Origin of the sequence: Micromonospora sp. RTP1Z1, from assembly GCF_033804685.1 — a bacterium.
Lineage (GTDB): Bacteria > Actinomycetota > Actinomycetes > Mycobacteriales > Micromonosporaceae > Micromonospora.
The window spans coordinates 16,495-35,548 of record NZ_JAPFQV010000067.1 but is presented as its reverse complement, the minus strand read 5'-3'; the positions used below and the strand labels follow the sequence as shown (position 1 = coordinate 35,548).

19 protein-coding genes and 1 pseudogene are annotated in these 19,054 nt (G+C 74.8%); 12 read left to right on the top strand and 8 right to left on the bottom strand.

Features of this window, described 5'->3' with window-relative positions; translation table 11 throughout:
• The 8 genes and pseudogenes from SLP03_RS26350 to ahcY all read left to right on the top strand — a co-directional run.
• Window positions 1–199 (top strand): annotated as a pseudogene (locus tag SLP03_RS26350) (hypothetical protein); the annotation flags it as partial.
• Complete coding sequence (nfi, locus tag SLP03_RS26345; RefSeq protein WP_413644749.1) at window positions 196–888, top strand: deoxyribonuclease V; 693 nt, start codon at window positions 196–198, stop codon at window positions 886–888. The pseudogene SLP03_RS26350 and the gene nfi, both read left to right, overlap by 4 nt.
• A 185-nt stretch (window positions 889–1,073) precedes the next feature.
• On the top strand, window positions 1,074–2,060 hold the full coding sequence (locus SLP03_RS26340; RefSeq protein WP_319463324.1) for a hypothetical protein: 987 nt from the start codon (window positions 1,074–1,076) through the stop codon (window positions 2,058–2,060).
• A gap of 186 nt (window positions 2,061–2,246) precedes the next feature.
• A complete protein-coding gene (locus tag SLP03_RS26335; protein ID WP_130331925.1) occupies window positions 2,247–2,459 on the top strand; it encodes a Trm112 family protein in 213 nt (70 codons plus the stop codon).
• A complete protein-coding gene (locus SLP03_RS26330) occupies window positions 2,456–3,652 on the top strand; it encodes an SIS domain-containing protein (protein ID WP_319463322.1) in 1,197 nt (398 codons plus the stop codon). The genes SLP03_RS26335 and SLP03_RS26330 overlap by 4 nt, the downstream gene beginning before the upstream one ends.
• Before the next feature lie 52 nt (window positions 3,653–3,704).
• Window positions 3,705–4,706 (top strand): cation diffusion facilitator family transporter, encoded by a 1,002-nt coding sequence (locus SLP03_RS26325; RefSeq protein WP_319463321.1) that lies wholly within the window; start codon window positions 3,705–3,707, stop codon window positions 4,704–4,706.
• A 2-nt stretch (window positions 4,707–4,708) separates the two neighbouring features.
• Window positions 4,709–5,860, top strand: a complete 1,152-nt coding sequence (gene manA, locus SLP03_RS26320) for a mannose-6-phosphate isomerase, class I (protein ID WP_319463320.1) — start codon at window positions 4,709–4,711, stop codon at window positions 5,858–5,860.
• A gap of 301 nt (window positions 5,861–6,161) precedes the next feature.
• The gene (gene ahcY, locus SLP03_RS26315; RefSeq protein ID WP_319463319.1) at window positions 6,162–7,661 is read left to right on the top strand and encodes an adenosylhomocysteinase; all 1,500 of its coding nucleotides are present in this window, start codon (window positions 6,162–6,164) and stop codon (window positions 7,659–7,661) included.
• A gap of 126 nt (window positions 7,662–7,787) precedes the next feature.
• Here ahcY and SLP03_RS26310 read toward each other — a convergent pair whose 3' ends face one another.
• Both SLP03_RS26310 and SLP03_RS26305 read right to left on the bottom strand, forming a co-directional pair.
• Window positions 7,788–7,940 (bottom strand): hypothetical protein, encoded by a 153-nt coding sequence (locus SLP03_RS26310; RefSeq protein ID WP_319463318.1) that lies wholly within the window; start codon window positions 7,938–7,940, stop codon window positions 7,788–7,790.
• Window positions 7,937–8,236: a hypothetical protein gene (locus SLP03_RS26305; RefSeq protein WP_319463317.1), complete on the bottom strand. Its 300-nt coding sequence runs from the start codon at window positions 8,234–8,236 to the stop codon at window positions 7,937–7,939. The genes SLP03_RS26310 and SLP03_RS26305 overlap by 4 nt, the downstream gene beginning before the upstream one ends.
• A 170-nt stretch (window positions 8,237–8,406) precedes the next feature.
• Between SLP03_RS26305 and efeU the strand changes: the two genes are divergently transcribed.
• From efeU to efeB, 3 genes are read left to right on the top strand one after another with little or no spacing between them, the layout of a single operon-like run.
• A complete protein-coding gene (gene efeU / locus SLP03_RS26300; protein ID WP_319463316.1) occupies window positions 8,407–9,282 on the top strand; it encodes an iron uptake transporter permease EfeU in 876 nt (291 codons plus the stop codon).
• Window positions 9,283–9,311: 29 nt separating this feature from the next.
• A complete protein-coding gene (gene efeO / locus SLP03_RS26295; RefSeq protein WP_319463315.1) occupies window positions 9,312–10,448 on the top strand; it encodes an iron uptake system protein EfeO in 1,137 nt (378 codons plus the stop codon).
• A gap of 22 nt (window positions 10,449–10,470) precedes the next feature.
• Window positions 10,471–11,790, top strand: coding sequence for an iron uptake transporter deferrochelatase/peroxidase subunit (efeB, locus tag SLP03_RS26290; RefSeq protein WP_319463314.1), 1,320 nt, complete (start codon window positions 10,471–10,473; stop codon window positions 11,788–11,790).
• 56 nt (window positions 11,791–11,846) lie between these two features.
• On the opposite strand, the gene SLP03_RS26285 is transcribed toward efeB, so the two are convergent.
• The gene (locus SLP03_RS26285; protein ID WP_319463313.1) at window positions 11,847–12,857 is read right to left on the bottom strand and encodes an RDD family protein; all 1,011 of its coding nucleotides are present in this window, start codon (window positions 12,855–12,857) and stop codon (window positions 11,847–11,849) included.
• A 41-nt stretch (window positions 12,858–12,898) separates the two neighbouring features.
• Here SLP03_RS26285 and SLP03_RS26280 point away from each other — a divergent pair, with 41 nt between their 5' ends.
• The gene (locus SLP03_RS26280) at window positions 12,899–13,900 is read left to right on the top strand and encodes a stage II sporulation protein M (RefSeq protein ID WP_319463312.1); all 1,002 of its coding nucleotides are present in this window, start codon (window positions 12,899–12,901) and stop codon (window positions 13,898–13,900) included.
• Here SLP03_RS26280 and SLP03_RS26275 read toward each other — a convergent pair.
• From SLP03_RS26275 to SLP03_RS26255, 5 genes are read right to left on the bottom strand one after another with little or no spacing between them, the layout of a single operon-like run.
• Entirely contained in the window at window positions 13,867–15,177 is a 1,311-nt protein-coding gene (locus SLP03_RS26275) for a DUF58 domain-containing protein (protein ID WP_319463311.1), read from the bottom strand. The genes SLP03_RS26280 and SLP03_RS26275 overlap by 34 nt on opposite strands.
• Complete coding sequence (locus tag SLP03_RS26270) at window positions 15,174–16,163, bottom strand: MoxR family ATPase (RefSeq protein WP_319463310.1); 990 nt, start codon at window positions 16,161–16,163, stop codon at window positions 15,174–15,176. Before SLP03_RS26270 ends, SLP03_RS26275 begins: the two co-directional genes overlap by 4 nt.
• Window positions 16,160–17,539 carry a DUF4350 domain-containing protein gene (locus SLP03_RS26265; protein ID WP_319463309.1) on the bottom strand — a complete coding sequence of 460 codons (1,380 nt, stop codon included), beginning with the start codon at window positions 17,537–17,539 and terminating at the stop codon, window positions 16,160–16,162. Before SLP03_RS26265 ends, SLP03_RS26270 begins: the two co-directional genes overlap by 4 nt.
• Complete coding sequence (locus SLP03_RS26260; RefSeq protein ID WP_319463308.1) at window positions 17,536–18,180, bottom strand: DUF4129 domain-containing protein; 645 nt, start codon at window positions 18,178–18,180, stop codon at window positions 17,536–17,538. The genes SLP03_RS26265 and SLP03_RS26260 overlap by 4 nt, the downstream gene beginning before the upstream one ends.
• Window positions 18,177–19,028 (bottom strand): hypothetical protein, encoded by an 852-nt coding sequence (locus SLP03_RS26255; protein WP_319463307.1) that lies wholly within the window; start codon window positions 19,026–19,028, stop codon window positions 18,177–18,179. Before SLP03_RS26255 ends, SLP03_RS26260 begins: the two co-directional genes overlap by 4 nt.
• Window positions 19,029–19,054: the final 26 nt, after the last annotated feature.

The following is a 19,054-nucleotide window of genomic DNA, read 5'->3' as shown; positions in this document are numbered from 1 at the left end:
CGGGGACCAGGACGCGGCGGCCCCGGCGTTCGCCCGGGCCCGCGAGCTGGCGACCCGGTCCGGTGACGGGCTGACCCTCTCGTACGTGCTGCGGCACCTCGCCTTCGTCGACGAGGCCGCCGCCGTCGACGAGGCCGCCGGTGCGCACGGCATCCTCTGCTGGGTCGACGAGGCCCGCGTCGACCTGCGCCTCGCCTGACCGTGACGGGCGGGGGACATCGGTACGTGGCGCCGCGGAGCGTGGCGGAGGCGCAGCGCGTACAGGAGGAGTTGCGGCCGTTGGCCGACCTGGTCGGGCCGGGACCCACCGCGCCGTCGACGGTGGCCGGCCTCGACGTCGCGTACGCGGAGAGCGGTGACCGGCTCGCGGCGGCCGTGACCGTGCTGGACGCCCGGACGCTCGCCGTGGTGGATTCGGCGGTCAGCGTGGGCCGGCCCGCCTTCGGATACGTGCCCGGGCTCTTCGCCTTCCGCGAGCTGCCCGCGCTGCTGGACGCCCTGGACCGGCTGACCGTCCGCCCCGACCTGCTGGTCTGCGACGGGCGCGGGCTGGCCCACCCGCGCCGGTTCGGGCTGGCCTGTCATCTCGGCGTGGTCACCGGCCTGCCAGCGATCGGGGTGGGCAAGACGCCGCTGGTCGGCGAGTGGGACGAGCCGGCGCCGCACCGAGGTGCGTGGACGCCGCTGCGGGACGGCGGCGAGGTGGTCGGCGGGGTACTGCGTACCCGGAACGGGGTGAAGCCGGTCTTCGTCAGCGTCGGCCATCGGATGAGCCTGGCGAACGCCGTCGACCGGGTGCTGGCGCTGACCCCGCGCTACCGGCTGCCGGAGACCACCCGGACGGCCCACCGGCTGTGCCGCGAGGCCCTCGCCGCCGCCTCGGCCTGACCGGCACCCACGCCCGCTCGCGCCCCGCGGTCGATCATGCGGAGAGTCAGGGTCGGCGTCGATGGTGGACGGGGCGGCGGAGGGTGTCGCGGCACACATGCGGAGCGCTCAATGAGCGGGGGGCACGCTGACCCGGTAGTAACCTGACCGGCGGGTCCCGTCGGGGCAGGAACGGTGAGGTGGACATGTCGGTTCGGCGGCACGCGGTGCGGCTGGCCACGGTCGGCGCGATGCTGGTTGGCCTGGTGACCGTCGGAGCGTCTCCGGCGCTCGCCGACAGCGATCGGGTGGAGGTGCGCGCGGCGGACAGCTTCACCGTCGGTGGATCGCCCGGCACGGTGGCGATCGAGGTGCGCAAGCGCACCGACGGGTGCGTGCTGCTGCGTACCGCGCTGGGCCTGCGGCTCGACGGCGTCCAGCCCGACCAGGTTCAGGTGCAGGTCAACACCGGTGGGCAGTGGCAGCCGGTGGGGGTCGCCGGTGGCGGCGGCACGGTGGGCACGGCCCGTACCTCGCCGGCCAACCCGACCCTCTGCAAGGGCAAGGGCATCACGGCCCGTTACCGGGTCGCCTTCCTGGCCGGCGCGCCCGGCGGTCGGTTGACCGTCGTGGGCGAGGCGATGGCCGCGTCCGGCCGGCTGCTCGGCCGGGCCGCCGACTCGGCCCGGGTGGTGGGTGCGGCGGCCGCGACGCCGGCGCGGAAGCCCTCGCCGAGCCCCAGCCCGACGCCGAGCGCCGTGGCGGCCGAGCCGGTGCGCGCGGCCGACACCGCGGCCGCAGTGCTCGACCCGGCCACCGGGCAGAGCGCCGCCGCCGACAAGTCCTCCGGAGGTTCCCCGATCATGTTCTTCGGCATCGCGCTGGTACTCGTCGGCATCGCCCTCATCGTGCTGCTCGTCCGTCGCAACCGCGCCGACAAGGTCGACCAGCCCGCCGCCGGCTACCCGGAGTTCCCGCTGCCGCGCAACGCCGGCGCCACCACCTACGGCACCCCGAGCGGCCAGGTGTACGGGCAGCAGCCGGCCAGCCCGGCCGTCTACGGCGGTACGTCGGCGCCCCGACCCACCGGCAGCGTCTACGGGGGTCCGGCCGGCGGGCAGCCGCCCGGCGGCGAGCCGCCGGCGCCGGCCGGCGGCGACGCCACCACCGTCATGCCCCGCCTGCCCGGCTGAGCAGGGACGGGGACCCCGCGCTCCGTTACGCTCAGTCGTGGTGACCGCGTGTGGTGAGGAGCGGAGCGCCGGGCGGCGGATGATCTCGTTCCGTGGCGCGGTGGCCGACCGGGTTCGCCGATAAGATCGCGTGCGCCGGCCGGCACCGCCGACCGGTTGGACCGCATACGTGGAAGGAGCCGCGCCGTGGCCCTGGACCCGCAGTTGCTCGAGATTCTCGCCTGCCCGGACACGCACCACGCCCCCCTCGACTACGACGCGCAGGCCCAGACCCTGACCTGCACCGAGTGCGGTCGGATCTTCGAGGTCCGCGACGACGTGCCGGTGCTGCTGCTGGACGAGGCCCGCGGCGGCCCCGCCGCGGACGACGCGCGCGGCGGCTCCGCGCCGCAGCGATGATGGAGGGTACGGCCGGGGTCAGCGGGCGCCGGCATGCCGACGAGTCGCTGCTGGACAACCCGGACGCGCTCGCCGAGCACGACCCGGGCGGCATGCTCCGGTTCACCGCCTCGGCCGGCGCCCAGGTGCGGGAGTCGGCCGCCCTGGCCGCCGAGGCCAACCTGAGCCTGCTCGTCGACGAGGGGCGGCCGCGGGCGGTCGTCATCGCCGGCATCGGCACCGCCGGGCGTACCGGGGACGTGCTGGCCACGGTCGCCGGCCCGCGCTGCCCGGTCCCGGTCATCCGGCACCGCAGCGCCGGCGTGCCCGGCTGGGTCGGCGCGGCGGACGTGGTCATCGCGGTCAGCGCCTCCGGCCGCAGCCCTGAGGCGTTGGGCGCCGCCGAGGCCGCGCACCGGCGGGGCGCCCGGCTGGTCGCCGTCGGAGCGCCTGACTCCCAGCTCCAGTCGGTGGCCGAGCGGGCCCGGGCGCCGTTCATCCCGGTGCCCCGGCGCGCCCCGGCCCGGGCCAGCCTCTGGGCGCTTACCGTGCCGGTCCTGCTCGCCGCCCGTACGCTCGGGCTGGTGAAGGTCAACGAGGCTGACCTGGCCGAGACCGCGGCCCGGCTCGACGCGGACGCCGACCGGTGCCGCCCCACCGCCGAGTCCTTCGTCAACCCGGCGAAGTCGCTGGCCCTGGGGCTGGCCGGGTCGATCCCGATCGTCTGGGGCTCGTCCCCGCTGGCGACCGTGGCGGCCCGCCGGTTCGGCGACACCCTGTCGGCGAACGCCCGCTACCCGGTGGTCACCGGCGCGCTCGGCGAGGCCGGTCGCGGTCGCGTCGGCCTGCTCGACGGCGTCTTCGGCGGGCTGGTCGAGGGGGAGCGGGACATCTTCGCCGACCGGCACGGGACGGACCCCGACGCCACCCGGCTGCGGCTGGTGCTGCTGCGCGATGGCGGGCTCAACGCCGACGACGACAGCGACGAGCCCGTCGCGGTCGAGGAGCGCCGGGCCGACGCCGTGCAGACCCTCGCCGAGCGGCGCGGAGTGCGTTGCGACGTGGTCACCGCCGAGGGCGGCTCCGCGCTGGAACGGCTCGCCTCGCTGATGGCGGTGCCGGACTTCGCCTCGGTCTACCTCGCCCTGGCCCACGGGCTGGACCCGATGGCGGTGCCGGCCATCACCGAAATGAAGGAGCTGTCGAACCAGTGAGCGATCGAACGATCCGACCGGGTGTGGCCATGTCCGGGGCGGGAGTGGCGGCGTGAGCGCCAACGGCGGGACGAAGGCGATCGTCGCCGCCCTCGCGGCCAACGTCGGCATCGCCATCACGAAGTTCGTCGCGTTCCTACTGACCGGCTCCTCGTCGATGCTGGCCGAATCGATCCACTCGGTCGCCGACTCCGGCAACCAGGGCCTGCTGCTGATCGGCGGCCGGCGGGCCAAGCGCGAGGCCACCTCCCAACACCCCTTCGGGTACGGCCGGGAGCGCTACATCTACGCGTTCATCGTGTCGATCGTGCTGTTCAGCCTCGGTGGCCTCTTCGCGCTCTACGAGGCGTACCACAAGTGGTCGCACAAGGACGGCATCACCAGCTGGCACTGGGTACCGGTGACCGTCCTGGTGCTCGCGCTCGTCATGGAGAGCTACTCCTTCCGGACCGCGATCAAGGAGTCCAACCTGATCCGCGGCAACCAGTCCTGGGTGCGGTTCATCCGCCGCGCCAAGGCGCCGGAGCTGCCGGTGGTACTGCTGGAGGACTTCGGCGCCCTGGTCGGTCTGGTCTTCGCGCTCTTCGGCGTCGGCATGACGCTGATCACCGGCAACGGCAGGTGGGACGCCGCCGGCACCGCCATGATCGGCGTACTGCTGGTGATCATCGCTGCCACCCTGGCGATCGAGACGAAGAGCCTGCTGCTCGGTGAGGGCGCCGACCCGAAGGAACTGGCGAAGATCGAGCAGGCCGTCGCCGGCGGCCCGGAGGTCGAGCGGATCATCCACATGAAGACGCTCTACCTCGGCCCCGATGAGATGATGGTGGCTGCGAAGGTCGCGGTCTCGCCGTGTGACAGCGCCGAGGCGCTGGCCCGCGGCATCAACGCCGTGGAGGCGCGGATCCGTGCGGCCGTGCCGATCGCCCGGGTCATCTACCTGGAGCCGGACATCTACAGCGCGGCGGCGGACCGGGCCGGCACCGGCGCCGCGGCGCACACCGCCGTACCCCAGTCGGAGGCCGGCGAGCAGGACGCACAACCGGGGAGCTGAGCGTGGAACTGCTGCAGGGTCGGATCCGGGACTACGCCTGGGGCTCCCGCACCGCCATCGCGGAGCTGCAGGGCCGGCCGGTGCCGAGCGCGGGCCCGGAGGCCGAGCTGTGGCTGGGCGCCCACCCGGGAGCCCCGGCCACCGTCGACCGGGACGGTGCCCCGGTCAACCTGACCGACCTGCTGGTCGCCGAGCCGGAGAGCTGGCTGGGCGAGCGCCTGGTCGGCCGGTTCGGCACCCGGCTGCCGTTCCTGCTCAAGGTGCTCGCCGCGGACGCCCCGCTGAGCCTGCAGGCCCATCCGGACGCCGAGCAGGCCCGGGCCGGGCACGCCGCCGACGTGGAACGGGTCAACTACGTGGACCCGTTCCACAAGCCGGAGCTGCTGGTCGCGCTCTCGCCGTTCGAGGCGCTGTGCGGCTTCCGCGACCCGGCGGAGTCGGCGGCGGCGATCGCCGCGTTCGGCGTACCCGTGCTGGAGCCGGTCGTGGCCGCGCTGCGCGGCGGGCCGGCGGGCCTGCGGGAGGCCGTACGCCTGCTGCTGAGCTGGCCCCAGGCGGAGCGCGCCGGGCTGGTGGCGGCCGTGCTCACGGCCGAGGCCGGCGGCCCGGACGCGGTGCTGGCCCGCGCGCTGGCCGTCGACTACCCGGCCGACCCGGGCGTGCTGGTGGCGCTGCTGCTGCACCACGTGCGGTTGGCGCCGGGGGAGGCGATCTGGATGCCGGCCGGCAACCTGCACGCCTACCTGCGGGGCGCCGGCGTGGAGATCATGGCGTCCAGCGACAACGTGCTGCGCGGCGGGCTGACGCCCAAGCGGGTCGACGTGGACGAGCTGCTGCGGGTGCTGCGCTTCGAGGTGCTCGACGAGCCGATCGTGCCGCCGGTTGAGGTGGCGCCCGGGGTGGTGACCTGGCCGGTGCCGGTGGACGACTTCGCGCTGCACCGGGTGCGGGTGGACGCGGGCTCCCCGGAGGTGCGGCTGGCGTTGCCCGGGCCGCGGGTGGTGCTCTGCCGGGCCGGCAAGCTCGCCGTGGACGACGGGGTGGGCACGGTCACCCTCGGGCCGGGGCAGGCGGCGATCGGGACCGCGGCCGGCGGGTCGCTGGTCATCGGCGGCGAGGGCGAGGGGTACGTCGCCACGTCCGGCCTGCGCTGACTCGGGCCCCTCGCGCTGCGAGAGCGGCGCCTCGCAGGCCCGCCACAAGTCCGACTTTCCCGAAATGCCTTGACGCGATACTCGCTCAGTGTGACTCTATGAGTACGCAGCGTTGTCGCGACGAAGGTCCGGTAACGCGCGGGGAACCAAACCGGGGGGATGCACGGGGCGGCCGGATAGTGGATGGAAAGTCCGTCCACGACCGACCGCCCCGTGCGCTGTCCACCGACCGGGCCGTGCTCCATCCGCCGGCGAGCGTAAGGTGGAAGGCTGCGCAGCACATCGTTCGACAGGAGCTTCCATGACCAGCACCCTCCCGGCCGTCCCCAGCGGCGCGCCGTCCGAGGCCCGGCCGAGCACCCTCGCCGAGGGCGACTACAAGGTGGCGGATCTGTCGCTCGCCGAGTTCGGGCGCAAGGAGATCCAGCTCGCCGAGCACGAGATGCCCGGTCTGATGGCCATCCGGCGTGAGTTCGCCGAGGCGCAGCCGCTCGCCGGCGCCCGGATCACCGGCTCGCTGCACATGACCATCCAGACCGCCGTCCTGATCGAGACCCTGGTCGCGCTCGGCGCGCAGGTCCGGTGGGCGTCCTGCAACATCTTCTCCACCCAGGACCATGCCGCTGCGGCGATCGTGGTCGGTCCGAACGGCACCCCTGAGGAGCCGGCCGGCGTCCCGGTTTACGCCTGGAAGGGCGAGAGCCTGGAGGAGTACTGGTGGTGCACCGAGCAGGTGCTCACCTGGCCCGACGGGCACGGCCCCAACATGATCCTCGACGACGGCGGTGACGCCACCCTGCTCGTGCACAAGGGTGCCGAATTCGAGAAGGCCGGGGTGGTCCCGCCGGTCGAGTCCGCCGACTCCGAGGAGTACGCGGTCATCCTCTCGCTGCTGCACCGCTCGTTCGCCGAGGACGGTCAGCGCTGGACCCGGATCGCCGCCGGCATCAAGGGCGTCACCGAGGAGACCACCACCGGCGTGCACCGGCTCTACGAGATGCACCGCGCCGGCACCCTGCTCTTCCCGGCCATCAACGTCAACGACTCGGTGACCAAGAGCAAGTTCGACAACAAGTACGGCTGCCGCCACTCGCTGATCGACGGCATCAACCGCGCCACCGACGTGCTGATCGGCGGCAAGATGGCCGTCGTGTTCGGCTACGGCGACGTGGGCAAGGGCTGCGCCGAGGCGCTGCGCGGCCAGGGCGCCCGGGTCGTGGTGACCGAGGTCGACCCGATCTGCGCGCTCCAGGCGGCGATGGACGGCTACCAGGTCGCCACCCTGGACGACGTGGTGGAGCAGGCGGACATCTTCATCACCGCCACCGGCTGCTTCGACGTCATCACCAACGAGCACATGGCCCGGATGAAGCACCAGGCCATCGTCGGTAACATCGGCCACTTCGACAACGAGATCGATATGGCCGGCCTGGCCAAGCGCTCCGACGTCGAGCGGATCAACATCAAGCCGCAGGTCGACCTCTGGCGCTTCGCCGACGGTCACGCGATCATCGTGCTCTCCGAGGGTCGCCTGCTGAACCTGGGCAACGCCACCGGCCACCCGAGCTTCGTCATGTCGAACTCGTTCGCCAACCAGACGATCGCCCAGATCGAACTCTTCACCAAGACCGAGGAGTACCCGATCGGCGTCTACGTGCTCCCCAAGCACCTGGACGAGAAGGTCGCCCGGCTGCACCTGGGGGCGCTCGGCGCCAAGCTGAGCACCCTGACCAAGGTGCAGGCCGGCTACCTGGGCATCTCGCCGGAGGGTCCGTTCAAGCCCGACCACTACCGTTACTGATCGACACCCCGGAACCGGGTCGGCCGCACACGCGGCCGGCCCGGTTCCGTCTTGCCGGGCGGGTTGCGCGGGCGACGCGGTCATGCTCGCTGGCTGCTGGACGGCATCAGCCCGGGTCGGGCCGCCTCAGTCGGGACCGCGGCGGGTCGGGCGGATCCAGGTCCAGACACACCAGGCCAGCCAGGCGAGCGAGACGGCGGTGGCCAGCGGGCGCAGCCGCAGGGCGCTGAGCAGGAACACCAGGGCCAGCACGGCCAGCCACGGCAGCAGGCCCTTCACGGCCGCCGTCCCGGGGCGGGGGTCCCGACCAGCCGGGCCGGCCCCGAGGTGTGGCCGTCGAGCAGCGCCACGGTGATGGCCAGCCGGGCGACCAGGGCGGCCAGTCCGGTGCCAACGATCGCCAGGGTGGCTCCGGTGGGCAGGCGGAGCCGGCGGGCGTTGACCAGGGCCAGCACGGTGGCCGCGAGTGCTCCGCCGAAGACGGCGGGGTAGATCAGCGAGCCGGGGCGCCAGGGCGGGCGTCGCTCGGCGTACGCGGCGGGGGTGATGGTGGGGGCGAGGAGGTCGTCGGCCACGGTCGTCCTGTCTGAGGGGCTGGGCCGGATCCTGCCACAGGCCGCCATTCCCCGGATGTCCCGCGAAGAGGGTGACGTTGTCATGAACGACTTGACGACGGGTCGGATCAGTAGGAAGGTATGGCTGCCCTAAGTTAACCGAGGCATGCCTAACTGATCGCGGAGTACCGATGTTCGCCACGTACCTGATCGGCCTGCGGGAAGGCCTGGAAGCGACCCTGGTGGTCAGCATCCTGGTCGCGTTCCTGGTGAAGTCAGACCGCCGCAACCGGCTGCCGCACGTCTGGCTCGGGGTCGGTCTGGCGGTGGTGCTGTCGGTGCTGTTCGGCTGGCTGATCGAGTACACCTCCACGACGATGCTCGACACCTCCGAGGAACGCGAGCTGTTCGACGCGGTGACGTCCGTGGCGGCCGTGGTCTTCGTCACCTGGATGATCTTCTGGATGCGCAAGGCGGCCCGGAGCATCGCCGGTGAGCTGCGCGGCAAGCTGACCGAGGCGCTCGCGGTGGGAGCGGTGGCCGTCACCGGGATGGCTTTCCTCGCGGTGATCCGCGAGGGCCTGGAGACCGCGCTGATCTTCTACTCGGCCGCCCGCGGCCTCGCCGACAACAACAGCGGGCCGCTGCTGGCGCTCGCCGGCGGCATCGCCACCTCGGTCGTCCTCGGCTTCCTGCTCTACATCAGCGCCCTGAAGATCAACCTCAGCAAGTTCTTCACCTGGACCGGCGCGCTGTTGATCCTGGTCGCCGCTGGCATCTTCAAGTACGGCGTGCACGACTTCCAGGAGGCCGGGGTGCTGCCCGGCCTGAACAACCACGCCTTCGACATCACCTCGGTGCTCGTTCCCGGCAGTTGGTACGCCACCCTGCTCTCCGGGATGTTCAACATCACCCCGGCCCCGAGCGTGCTCGAGATGGTCGCCTGGGTCGCCTACGCGGTGCCGGTGATGGTGCTCTTCCTCCGCAAGCCGGCCGCCCCGGCGAAGCCCGCCGCCCCGGGCGAGCCCGCCACCGACGCCCCGGCCGCCGCGCGCCAGCGCGCCTGATCCGCCTTTTCCGAGGAGAGACAGCTCTGATGCGTACCACCCGCTTCGTCGTGCTCGCCGCCACCGGCGTGCTGGCCGTCACCGGCGTCACCGCCTGCGGCGCCGACACCGAGGGGAAGTCGGCCGCCAAGGCCGGCAACGCGGTCAAGGTCAAGGCCACCGACTCCGCCTGCGAGGTGGACGTCACCGAGCTGGCCTCCGGCCAGGCCACCTTCTCGGTGACCAACACTGGCAGCAAGGTCAACGAGTTCTACATCTACGCGGCCGGCGACCGGGTGATGGGCGAGGTGGAGAACATCGCCCCGGGGCTGAGCCGCGAACTGCGCGTAGAGCTGCCCGCCGGGACGTACGAGACGGCCTGCAAGCCCGGGATGAGCGGCCGTGGCATCCGCGGCGCGCTGAAGGTCAGCGGCACGGCGTCGACCGTCGCTCCGGACGCCGCGCTGGCCCAGGCCACCGCCAGCTACCAGCGGTACGTCACCAGCCAGACCGCCGCCCTGCAGGCGAAGACCGAGGAGTTCGTGACCGCGGTCAAGGCCGGCGACGTGGCCAAGGCCAAGGCGCTGTACCCGGTGGCCCGCACCTACTTCGAGCGGATCGAGCCGGTGGCGGCGAGCTTCGGCGACCTGGACCCGAAGATCGACGGCCGGGACGAGGTCGTCGAGGACGGCATGCAGTTCACCGGCTTCCACCGGATCGAGAAGGATCTCTGGACGAGCGGTGACATCAGCAAGGACGGCCCGATCGCCGACCAGTTGCTGACCGACGTCAAGGCGCTCGTGGCCAATGCCAACGCCGAGAAGCTCACCCCGCTCCAGCTCGCCAACGGTGCCAAGGGGCTCCTGGACGAGGTCGCCAGCGGCAAGATCACCGGCGAGGAGGAGCGGTACTCGCACACCGACCTCTGGGACTTCAACGCCAACCTGGAGGGCTCGAAGGCGGCCATCGCCACGCTCCGCCCCGCGCTGGAGCAGCGCTCGCCCGAGCTGGTCAAGCAGCTCGACACCGAGTTCGCCAACGTCGAGGCCGCGCTCGGCAAGCACCGCGCGGGTGACGGCTGGAAGCTGCACACCGCGCTGAGCACAACCGAGCTGAAGGAACTGTCGGACAGCATCAACGCCCTGGCCGAGCCGATCAGCAAGGTCGCCGCAGCCGTCGCCCGGTGACGGACTTCCCGCAGGAGAGTCGATGAGCGAGCAGAGCAACGGGTCCGCCGCCGAGGCGGCCCCCGCCCACCGCACGCGCCTGTCCCGGCGCCGGGCCATCACCCTGGCCGGCGTCGGGGTCGCCGGAGTGGCCGGTGTCGCCGCCGGCGCGGGTGCGCTGGTCCGCGGCGTGGATCACGCGGGGGCGAACGAGGGCGTCGCCGCCGGCGCCGTGCCGTTCCTCGGCGAGCACCAGGCCGGCATCACCACCCCGGCCCAGGACCGGCTGCACTTCGTCGCGTTCGACGTGATCACCAAGGACCGGGCCCGGCTGGTCGCGCTGCTCCAGGAGTGGACGGCCGCCGCCGCCCGGATGACCACCGGGAAGGACGCCGGGCTGATCGGCGCGGTCGGCGGCATGCCGGAGGCGCCGCCGGACGACACCGGCGAGGCGCTCGGCCTGCCCCCGTCGCAGCTCACCCTCACCGTCGGCTTCGGCCCGACGCTCTTCCGCGACGCCCAGGGCAAGGACCGGTTCGGCATCGCCGACCGGCGACCGCCCGCGCTGGCCGACCTGCCGCACTTCGCCGGGGACGCGCTCCGCCCGGAGATCTCCGGCGGGGACATCTGCGTCCAGGCCTGCGCCAACGACCCGCAGGTGGCGGTGCACGCCATCCGCAACCTGGCCCGGATCGGCATGGGCGTGGTCAGCGTCCGCTGGTCGCAGCTCGGCTTCGGGCGTACCTCGTCGACCTCGCGGGACCAGGCCACCCCGCGCAACCTCTTCGGCTTCAAGGACGGCACCGCCAACCTCAAGGCCGAGGACGCCGGCCTGCTCCGCGACCACCTCTGGGCCCAGCCCGCCGACGGGCCGGACTGGATGACCGGCGGGTCGTACCTGGTCAGCCGCAAGATCCGGATGCAGATCGAGACCTGGGACCGCAGCTCCCTGGCCGAGCAGCAGCAGATCGTCGGCCGGACCAAGGGCAGCGGCGCGCCGCTGGGCAAGGGCGACGAGTTCGCCGAGCCGGACTTCGCCACGAAGGGCGACGACGGGGAGCCGGTGATCGCCGAGACCGCGCACGTCCGGCTCGCCCACCCGAGCCAGAACGACGGCGCCCGCCTGCTGCGCCGCGGCTACAACTTCGTGGACGGCTCCGACGGGCTGGGCCGGCTCGACGCCGGCCTCTTCTTCCTCGCCTACCAGCGGGACCCGCGCAAGCAGTTCGTGCCGATCCAGACCCGGCTCTCCCGGAACGACGCGATGAACGAGTACCTGCGACACGTCTCCAGCGCCGTGTTCGCCTGCCCGCCGGGCATCCGCGACGCCGCCGACCACTGGGGACGCGCGCTCTTCGCCTGACGCCTGACGCCGGCGCGGTCGAGCCGCCGGACCACGCCGTCCAGTTCGACGAGAGGTCAGCCGGCCGGGTGCTCGGCGTCGACCGGGGCGGGCTGTCCGCGTACCGGATCGGGCTGGGTGGGGACGGCGAGCGCCGGCGCGGCGGGCCGCAACGGAGTCGCCGCCGACGTGGTCGCGGCCGGCAGCGGCGCCGCTACCGGCGACGCGGTCAGCTCGGGCCAGAGCGCCGCGGTGACCCCGCGGGTACGGCGCAGCCGGTCCACGGCCCGACGGTGCCGCTCGCCGAGCACCGCGGCCAGGTAGACCGATTCCGGCGCGGCCCACGGCGGCGGCGGGGAGATCACGACGGCCACCTCGGCCCAGAGCGCGCGACCCAGCCGGGCCCGCTCCGGTTCCACCAGCTGGTGCACCCGGCCCAGGTACTGCCGGGCGGCCAGGGCCAGCCCGTCGTCCAGGCGGGTCAGGTCCAGGGTGTGCGCCCAGCCGAGCAGCGCCGGGACGGCCAGCGGGACCGGCCGCCACGCCGCGGCGCCCCGGGTGTGCACCACCATCGTGCCGGCCACCAGGTCGCCGAGGCGGCGCCCACGTGGGTCGGTCAGCATCACCGTCACGCTCGCCACCCAGCTCAGCAGCGGCAGCACCAGCCCCGGCCACTCCACCGCGACGCCCACCAGGGCCCGGGTCAGCGACTGGCCGACCCCGACCGGACCGCCGTCGGCCCGGACCACCCGCAGGCCCACCGCCAGCTTGCCGACCGTACGGCCGCCGACGAAGCGTTCCATCAGCACCGGGTAGCCGACCAGCACCAGGACAAGCAGCACCGTCTGCAGCGCGCCCGCCAGGGCGGCGTCCACGGCGGCGGCGGGCAGGGCGGGCAGCAGCAGGGACAGCCCGACCGCCAGCAGCATCGCCACGACCACCTGGGCCAGCAGGTCGATCAGCAGGGCGAGCACCCGGGAGCCGAGCCGGGCCGCCCGGACGTCCAGCTCCACCGCCTCGCCGCTGACCAGGCCGGCGTCGGCCCACCGGTCCGCGGCCCGCGCCGGTGCGGGAGGTTGCGCTCTCACCCGGACAGTGAACACTATGGGCGCCGGACCGGGGAGGACGAGTGGATCTCGACGCGTACGTGGCGGAGCACGGCGCCGAGTGGCGGCGGCTGGAACAGCTCGCGGGCCGGCGCCGGCTCGACGCCACCGAGGTTGACGAACTGGTCGCGCTCTACCAGCGGGCCGCCACCCACCTCTCCGTGCTGCGCAGCCGCTCACCCGACCCGGCGCTGGTCAACCGCCTCTCCCACCTGGTGCTGGCGGCCCGGGCCCGGATCACCGGCCGGCCGCGGCCCTCCTGGGCGGCGGTGCGCCGGTTCCTGGTCGCCGACCTGCCGGCCGCCCTCTACCGGGCCTGGCCCTGGTGGTGCGGGGTGGCCACCGCGTTCAGCGCGCTCAGCGGGTTCCTCATCTGGTTCGTCGCCGGGCACCCGGACACCGCCGCCGCGTTCATCGGCGAGGACGCCGCCGCCGACCTGGTCGACTCCGGCTTCGCCGGCTACTACACGGAGTTCGCCGCCCCCACCTTCGCCTTCCACCTGTGGACGCACAACGCCTGGATCGCCGCCCAGTGCCTCGCCTCCGGGGTGCTGGTGGTGCCGGTGTTCTACCTGCTGTGGCAGAACGCGCTGAACGTCGGCGTGGTCGGCGGGGTGATGGTCTCCTACGGCCGGGCGGACGTCTTCTTCGGCCTGATCACGCCGCACGGGCTGCTGGAGCTGACCGGGATCTTCGTCGCCGCCGGGGTGGGCCTGCGGACCGGGTGGGCCTGGATCTCGCCGCCCGCCCACCTCGGTCGCGGCCGGGCGGTCGCCGCGGCGGGCCGCTCCGCCATCGTGGTCGCCGTCGGCCTGGTCGGGCTCTTCGCCGTGTCGGCGCTGCTGGAGGCGTTCGTGACCCCGGCGCCCGTGCCGGTCGGCGTCCGCGTCACGATCGGCGCCGCCGTGTGGCTGGCCTTCCTGTCGTACGCGCTGCTGCTCGGCCGGTACGCGGCCACCCGCCCCGCGGCCGGGACCGCCGAGGCGGCCGGTCAGAGCTGGCCGAGCGCCTTGAGCCGGAGGTAGGTGTCGGCGACCGCCGGGGCGAGCCGGTCGGCGGGGGCGTCCACGACGGTCACGCCGTGTCGGGCCAGGGCGGCGCGGACCCGGTCCCGTTCGGCCAGCGCCCGCCAGGCCGCCGCGGCGGCGTACGCGTCGTCCGGCCCGCTCGGCGCGACGGTGGTGAGCCTGGTCAGCACCGGGTCGTGGGCCGCGGCGACCACCACCCGGTGCCGGGCGGCGAGCCGGGGCAGTACCGGCAGGAGGCCCTCGCCGAGCGCGCCCGCCTCCAGGGCGGTGAAGAGCACCACCAGGCTGCGCTGCCGTTCCCGGCGCAGCACCTCACCGGCGATCAACTCGAAGTCCGTCTCCACCAGCGCCGGCTGGAGCGGGGCGACCGCGTCGACGAGCCGGGACAGCAGGGCCGGACGGCCGCTGCCGGTCATCGTGGCCCGGACCGCCGCGTCGGCCGCGAGCAGGTCGACCCGGTCACCGGCGCGGGCGGCGAGCGCGGTGAGCAGCAACGCGGCGTCGATGGCGGTGTCCAGGCGCGGCTCGTCGCCGACCCGGACCGCGGAGGTGCGGCCGGTGTCCAGGACGCAGACCAGGCGCCGGTCCCGCTCCGGCCGCCAGGTGCGGACCAGCACGTCGGAGCGGCGCGCGCTGGCCCGCCAGTCGATCGAGCGCACGTCGTCACCGACCACGTACTCGCGCAGGGTGTCGAACTCGGTGCCCTGGCCGCGGCCCCGGGTGACCTGGATCCCGTCGATGATCCGCAGTCGGGCCAGCTTCTCCGGCAGGTGCCGCCGGGAGTCGAAGCGGGGCAGCACGCGCAGCGTCCACGGTGGCGTGCCGGGGCGGCCGGCGCGCTGCCGGAAGGCCAGCCGCAGCGGCCCGAGGGAGCGGACGGCCAGTGCCGCCGCCGGCCGGTCACCGCGGCGGGCCGGGGTGAGCCGTACGGGGAGCGCGGCGCTGCCGCCCGCCTCGACCAGCAGCACCCGTCGCGGCGGTACGTCCGGCCGGGCGCCCGCCGACGGCACCCAGGCGTCGCGCACCTGGGCGCGCAGCGTACGGCCGGAGGTGTTCGCCAGGTGCAGCGTGACGGTGGCGGTGCCACCCAGCCGGACCGTCCGGTCCCCGGAGCGGGTGGCGCCGACCGCGTGCAGCGGCGCGGCCAGCGCCCAGTCGAGGGCGACGAGCAGCAGCACCAGGCCGGTCATCACCGCGACGCCCAGGAACGGCGCCGGCCAGGCCGGCAGGGTCAGCGCGCCCGCACCGAGCAGCAGCGCCGCCCGCCAGGTCATCGCGGCGTCGGCACGGTGGCGAGCACCGTGTCCAGCACCGCCTCGACGCTGACGCCCTCCAGCTCGACCTCTGGGCGCAGCCGGAGCCGGTGCCGCAGGGTGGGCCGGGCGACCGCCTTGACGTCGTCGGGGACGACGTGGTCGCGGCCGGCCAGCCAGGACCACGCCTTCGCCGTGTTGAGCAGCGCGGTGGCGCCGCGCGGCGAGGCGCCCAGTTCCAGCGCCGGGGTGTTCCGGGTGGCCCGGCACAGGTCCACCATGTAGCCGAAGAGCGGCTCGGCCACGTGCACCCGCCCGACGGCCTCCCGGGCGGCGGCGAGGTCGGCTGCGGTGGCCACCGGTCGTACGCCGGCCGCGCGCAGGTCACGCGGGTCGAAGCCGGCGTGGTGGGCGCGGAGCACGCCCAGTTCCTCGTCCCGGCTGGGCAGCGGCACGGTCAGCTTGAGCAGGAACCGGTCGAGCTGGGCCTCGGGCAGGGGATAGGTGCCCTCGTACTCGATCGGGTTCTGGGTGGCCGCGACGATGAACGGGTCGGGCAGCGGCCGCCGGTCGCCCTCGACGGAGACCTGCCGCTCCTCCATCACCTCAAGCAGCGCCGACTGGGTCTTCGGCGGGGTCCGGTTGATTTCGTCGGCGAGCAGCAGGTTGGTGAAGACCGGCCCCTCGCGGAAGGTGAACGCGGCGGTGTGCGGGTCGAAGATCAGCGACCCGGTGACGTCACCGGGCATCAGGTCCGGGGTGAACTGGACCCGCTTGGACTCCAGGTCAAGGGCGGTGGCCAGGGTGCGGACGAGCAGGGTCTTGGCCACCCCGGGCACCCCTTCCAGCAGCACGTGCCCACGGCAGAGCAGGGCGATCACCAGGCCGGTGACCACGGCGTCCTGCCCGACGACCGCCTTGGCCACCTCGGCTCGCAGCCGGTGCAGGGCGGCGCGGGCGTCGTGCTGCTCGGCGGCCGGCGCGGTGGCGGTAACGGGTCCGGTCACCGGGGGTCTCCTTCGGTCGGGTGGTCGGGTCGCGTGGCGACCGTACGGGTCAGCCGGTCCAGCGCGCGCGCCAGCTCCAACAGCTCCTGGTCGTTGGCCGGCTCGTCGCCGTAGAGCAGCTCCGCCGCCCGGTCGGGGTCGAGACCGGCGCGCGCGGCGACCCGGTCGGCCACCTCGGCGGGCGGCGTGTCGGACGGCAGGTTGAGCCGGGGCAGCAGGCGGTCCCGCGCGGCGGCGCGCAGCGTCTCGGCGGCCGGGCCGCGGGCGCCGGCGCGCCGGTAGAGTCGGGCCCGCCCGAGCACGGTCTCGGCGGAGCGGACGGTCACCGGCAGCGGCTCCGGCACGGGTGGGCCGAGCCGCCGGGCGCGCCAGAGCACCACCACCAGGCCGGCCACCGCGAGCTGGACGAGCAGCGCCCAGAACCAGACCGGGAAGGCCGCCCAGAGCGGGTTCTGCCGCGGCTGCCGGCCGTCCGCCCGGTTGTCGTCCGGCTGGCCGCCGTCCGGCCGGTCGGCGCCCCGGCCCGGCCGGCCGCCGCTCCCCGGCGGGCCGCCGGCCTTCGACCCGGCGGAGTCGGCCGGCGACGGCGACCAGGCGGGTGCGCCGTCGGTGCCGTCCCCGAAGGTCGGTGCGGGTGTCGGGCCGTCCAGGTCGAGCCAGACGAGCGGGCGCGGCCCGCCGAGCAGCCCGGTGGCGAGGGCCCGGTTGCCGTACTCGTCGATCCGGTCGTTGCGGAACGGGTCGCTGGCCCCGATCACCACCACCTCGGTACGCCAGGGCACCCGGACCAGCCCCCCGGCGTAGCAGCGGGTGGCCGACCAGTTGGTCGGGATCGCGTACCGCTGCCGGTCGGCGGCGGCGGTGCCGGCGCGGGCCGCCTCGGACAGGGCGCAGCGGTGGCCGTCGGCGTCCGGCGCGATGGCCCGGGTGGCCCAGCGGCGGTCGGTCGGCGTCAGCGGTACGCCGAGCCCCTCCAGCACCCGCCGGGACGGGTCGACCAGCACCAGACGGCTGCCGGCGGGCAGATCGGCCAGGGCGGCGACGGTGCCCGGGTGCACCAGCTCCGGCGCCGGCACGAAGAGCGTGGCGGGACCCGGCCGGGTGGCCAGCAGCGCGCTCAGCGGGTCGGTTTCCCGGCGTACGGCCACCCCCTGCCCGCGCAGCGCCTCGGCCAGCCGGCTGCCCCCGTCGTCCCCGGTGGCGACCGGGGAGAGGAACCCCCGGTCGGCGGGGTCGGGCTGGTCGACGGCGTGGGCCACCAGGGAGGCCACGATCAGCAGCAGGGCCAGCCCGAGCGGGATCAGCACCCGGTGCCGGCGGCGGGGGCGGCCGGGCGGTCGCTGGACGGCGGGCGGCGCCGCGACGGTGTCGATCACTGCGGGTCACCGCCCGCGACGTCGGCGGTCAGCTCCCGGTGCAGGTCGGTGGCGAGTTCGCGCATCCGGTGGTCGTGCTCGGGGGTGGCCGGGCGCTGGGCGTACCAGAGGTCGGAGAAGATCACCCCGGCGGCGTGCAGGACGGGATGCACCCGCGGCCGGTTCCGGGCCGCGGCGGAGGTCAGTTCGGTGACGGTCATCCCGGGGCGCTGCTCGACCACCCGCCGGGCGACGAGCTCGCGGACCATGTCGCGCAGCCGCTCCCGGACCGACTCGGCGTACCGGCCCTCGGCGGCGAGGCGGTCGGCGAGCGGGCCGTGTCCGGCGGCCGCCCGTTCCGGCTCGGCGGTGCGGGGCGCCGGCACGGCGGGCACCGCGGCGGTCCGTGCGGGGCGACGCCGACGGCGGGGCCGCCGCAGTCGGGGCAGCCGCAGCCGGGGGAGCCGCCAGCGGGGCAGCCGCAGCCGGGGGAGCCGCAGCCGGGGCAGCCGCAGGCGGGGCAACTGGCGGGGCACCCAGGCCGGGAAGAAGTACCAGGCCAGCGCGGCCAGCAGGGCGGCGAGCACGAGCAGCAGGGCGGCGAGGGGCAGCGGGACGAGGTCGCCGAGCGCGGCGACGGCCTCGGTCCACCACCGGCTCATCGCCGCACCGCCAGCAGGACCGGTTCCGGCGTGCCGGCCGGGGCCCGGGCGAGCCGGATGTCCAGTCCCTCGGTCCGCATCCGGGTCTCCAGGTGCAGCACCGCGTCGAGGCAGGCCAGCGCCGGGTAGGCGACGGCGTTCACGCCGACCCACGCCGCGGTGGCCACCGGCAGGGCCCACGCCGGGTCGGTCAGGTCGACCAGCGCCAGGAGCGTGAGGCCGTAGTAGACGCCGAGCCCGATGCCGAGCCGGATGAGCCACCAGCCCAGGTAGCCGAGCAGCCGGATGCCGGCCGCCCGGCTGCCGGAGCGGACCGCCAGCCCGAGTGCGCGCAGCGGTGCCCGGTACGCGGGCAGTCGGTCCACCACCAGCGCGGGGACGACCGCGCCGAGCAGCCCGTACGCGACGAACCAGGCCGGCCCGAGCAGCGCCGCGACCAGCACGCCGAGCCCGACCGCCAGCGCGACTGCGACGGTGGCCCCCCATCGGGAGCCGGCGGGTCGCAGCAGCTCGCGCGGCCCGGCCCGGCGGCCCAGCAGCGCCGCCCCGGCGGCCCGGGCGGCCGGGTTGCCGAGCAGCGCGATGATCGTCGCCTCGGTGGCCGCGCCCGCCGCGAGCAGCATCCAGTACCAGCCCAGCCGCCCGGCGTCCAGCCAGTACTCCGGCGGTCGCGCGTCGGCCAGCACCCGCAGCGGGTGCAGCAGCAGCTGCTCGCCGAGCGCGAGCGCGGCGGCGAGCGGGACCAGCAGCCGGGCCTGGCCGCGCAGCAGCAGGACCGCCGAGTCCAGCAGCTCGCCCACCGTCAGCGGGCGGCGCGGGAGCACGGCGGTCGGGCCGACGTCGGGCACGCGTACTCCTGGCGAACGGGCGGTGG

Coding starts and splice junctions, on each gene's coding strand:
- SLP03_RS26340 (WP_319463324.1), top strand. CDS start 1,074: ATGTCGGTTCGGCGGCACGCGGTGCGGCTGGCCACGGTCGGCGCGATG.
- SLP03_RS26330 (WP_319463322.1), top strand. CDS start 2,456: ATGATGGAGGGTACGGCCGGGGTCAGCGGGCGCCGGCATGCCGACGAG.
- ahcY (WP_319463319.1), top strand. CDS start 6,162: ATGACCAGCACCCTCCCGGCCGTCCCCAGCGGCGCGCCGTCCGAGGCC.
- efeU (WP_319463316.1), top strand. CDS start 8,407: ATGTTCGCCACGTACCTGATCGGCCTGCGGGAAGGCCTGGAAGCGACC.
- efeO (WP_319463315.1), top strand. CDS start 9,312: ATGCGTACCACCCGCTTCGTCGTGCTCGCCGCCACCGGCGTGCTGGCC.
- efeB (WP_319463314.1), top strand. CDS start 10,471: ATGAGCGAGCAGAGCAACGGGTCCGCCGCCGAGGCGGCCCCCGCCCAC.
- SLP03_RS26275 (WP_319463311.1), bottom strand. CDS start 15,177: ATGACCTGGCGGGCGGCGCTGCTGCTCGGTGCGGGCGCGCTGACCCTG.
- SLP03_RS26260 (WP_319463308.1), bottom strand. CDS start 18,180: ATGAGCCGGTGGTGGACCGAGGCCGTCGCCGCGCTCGGCGACCTCGTC.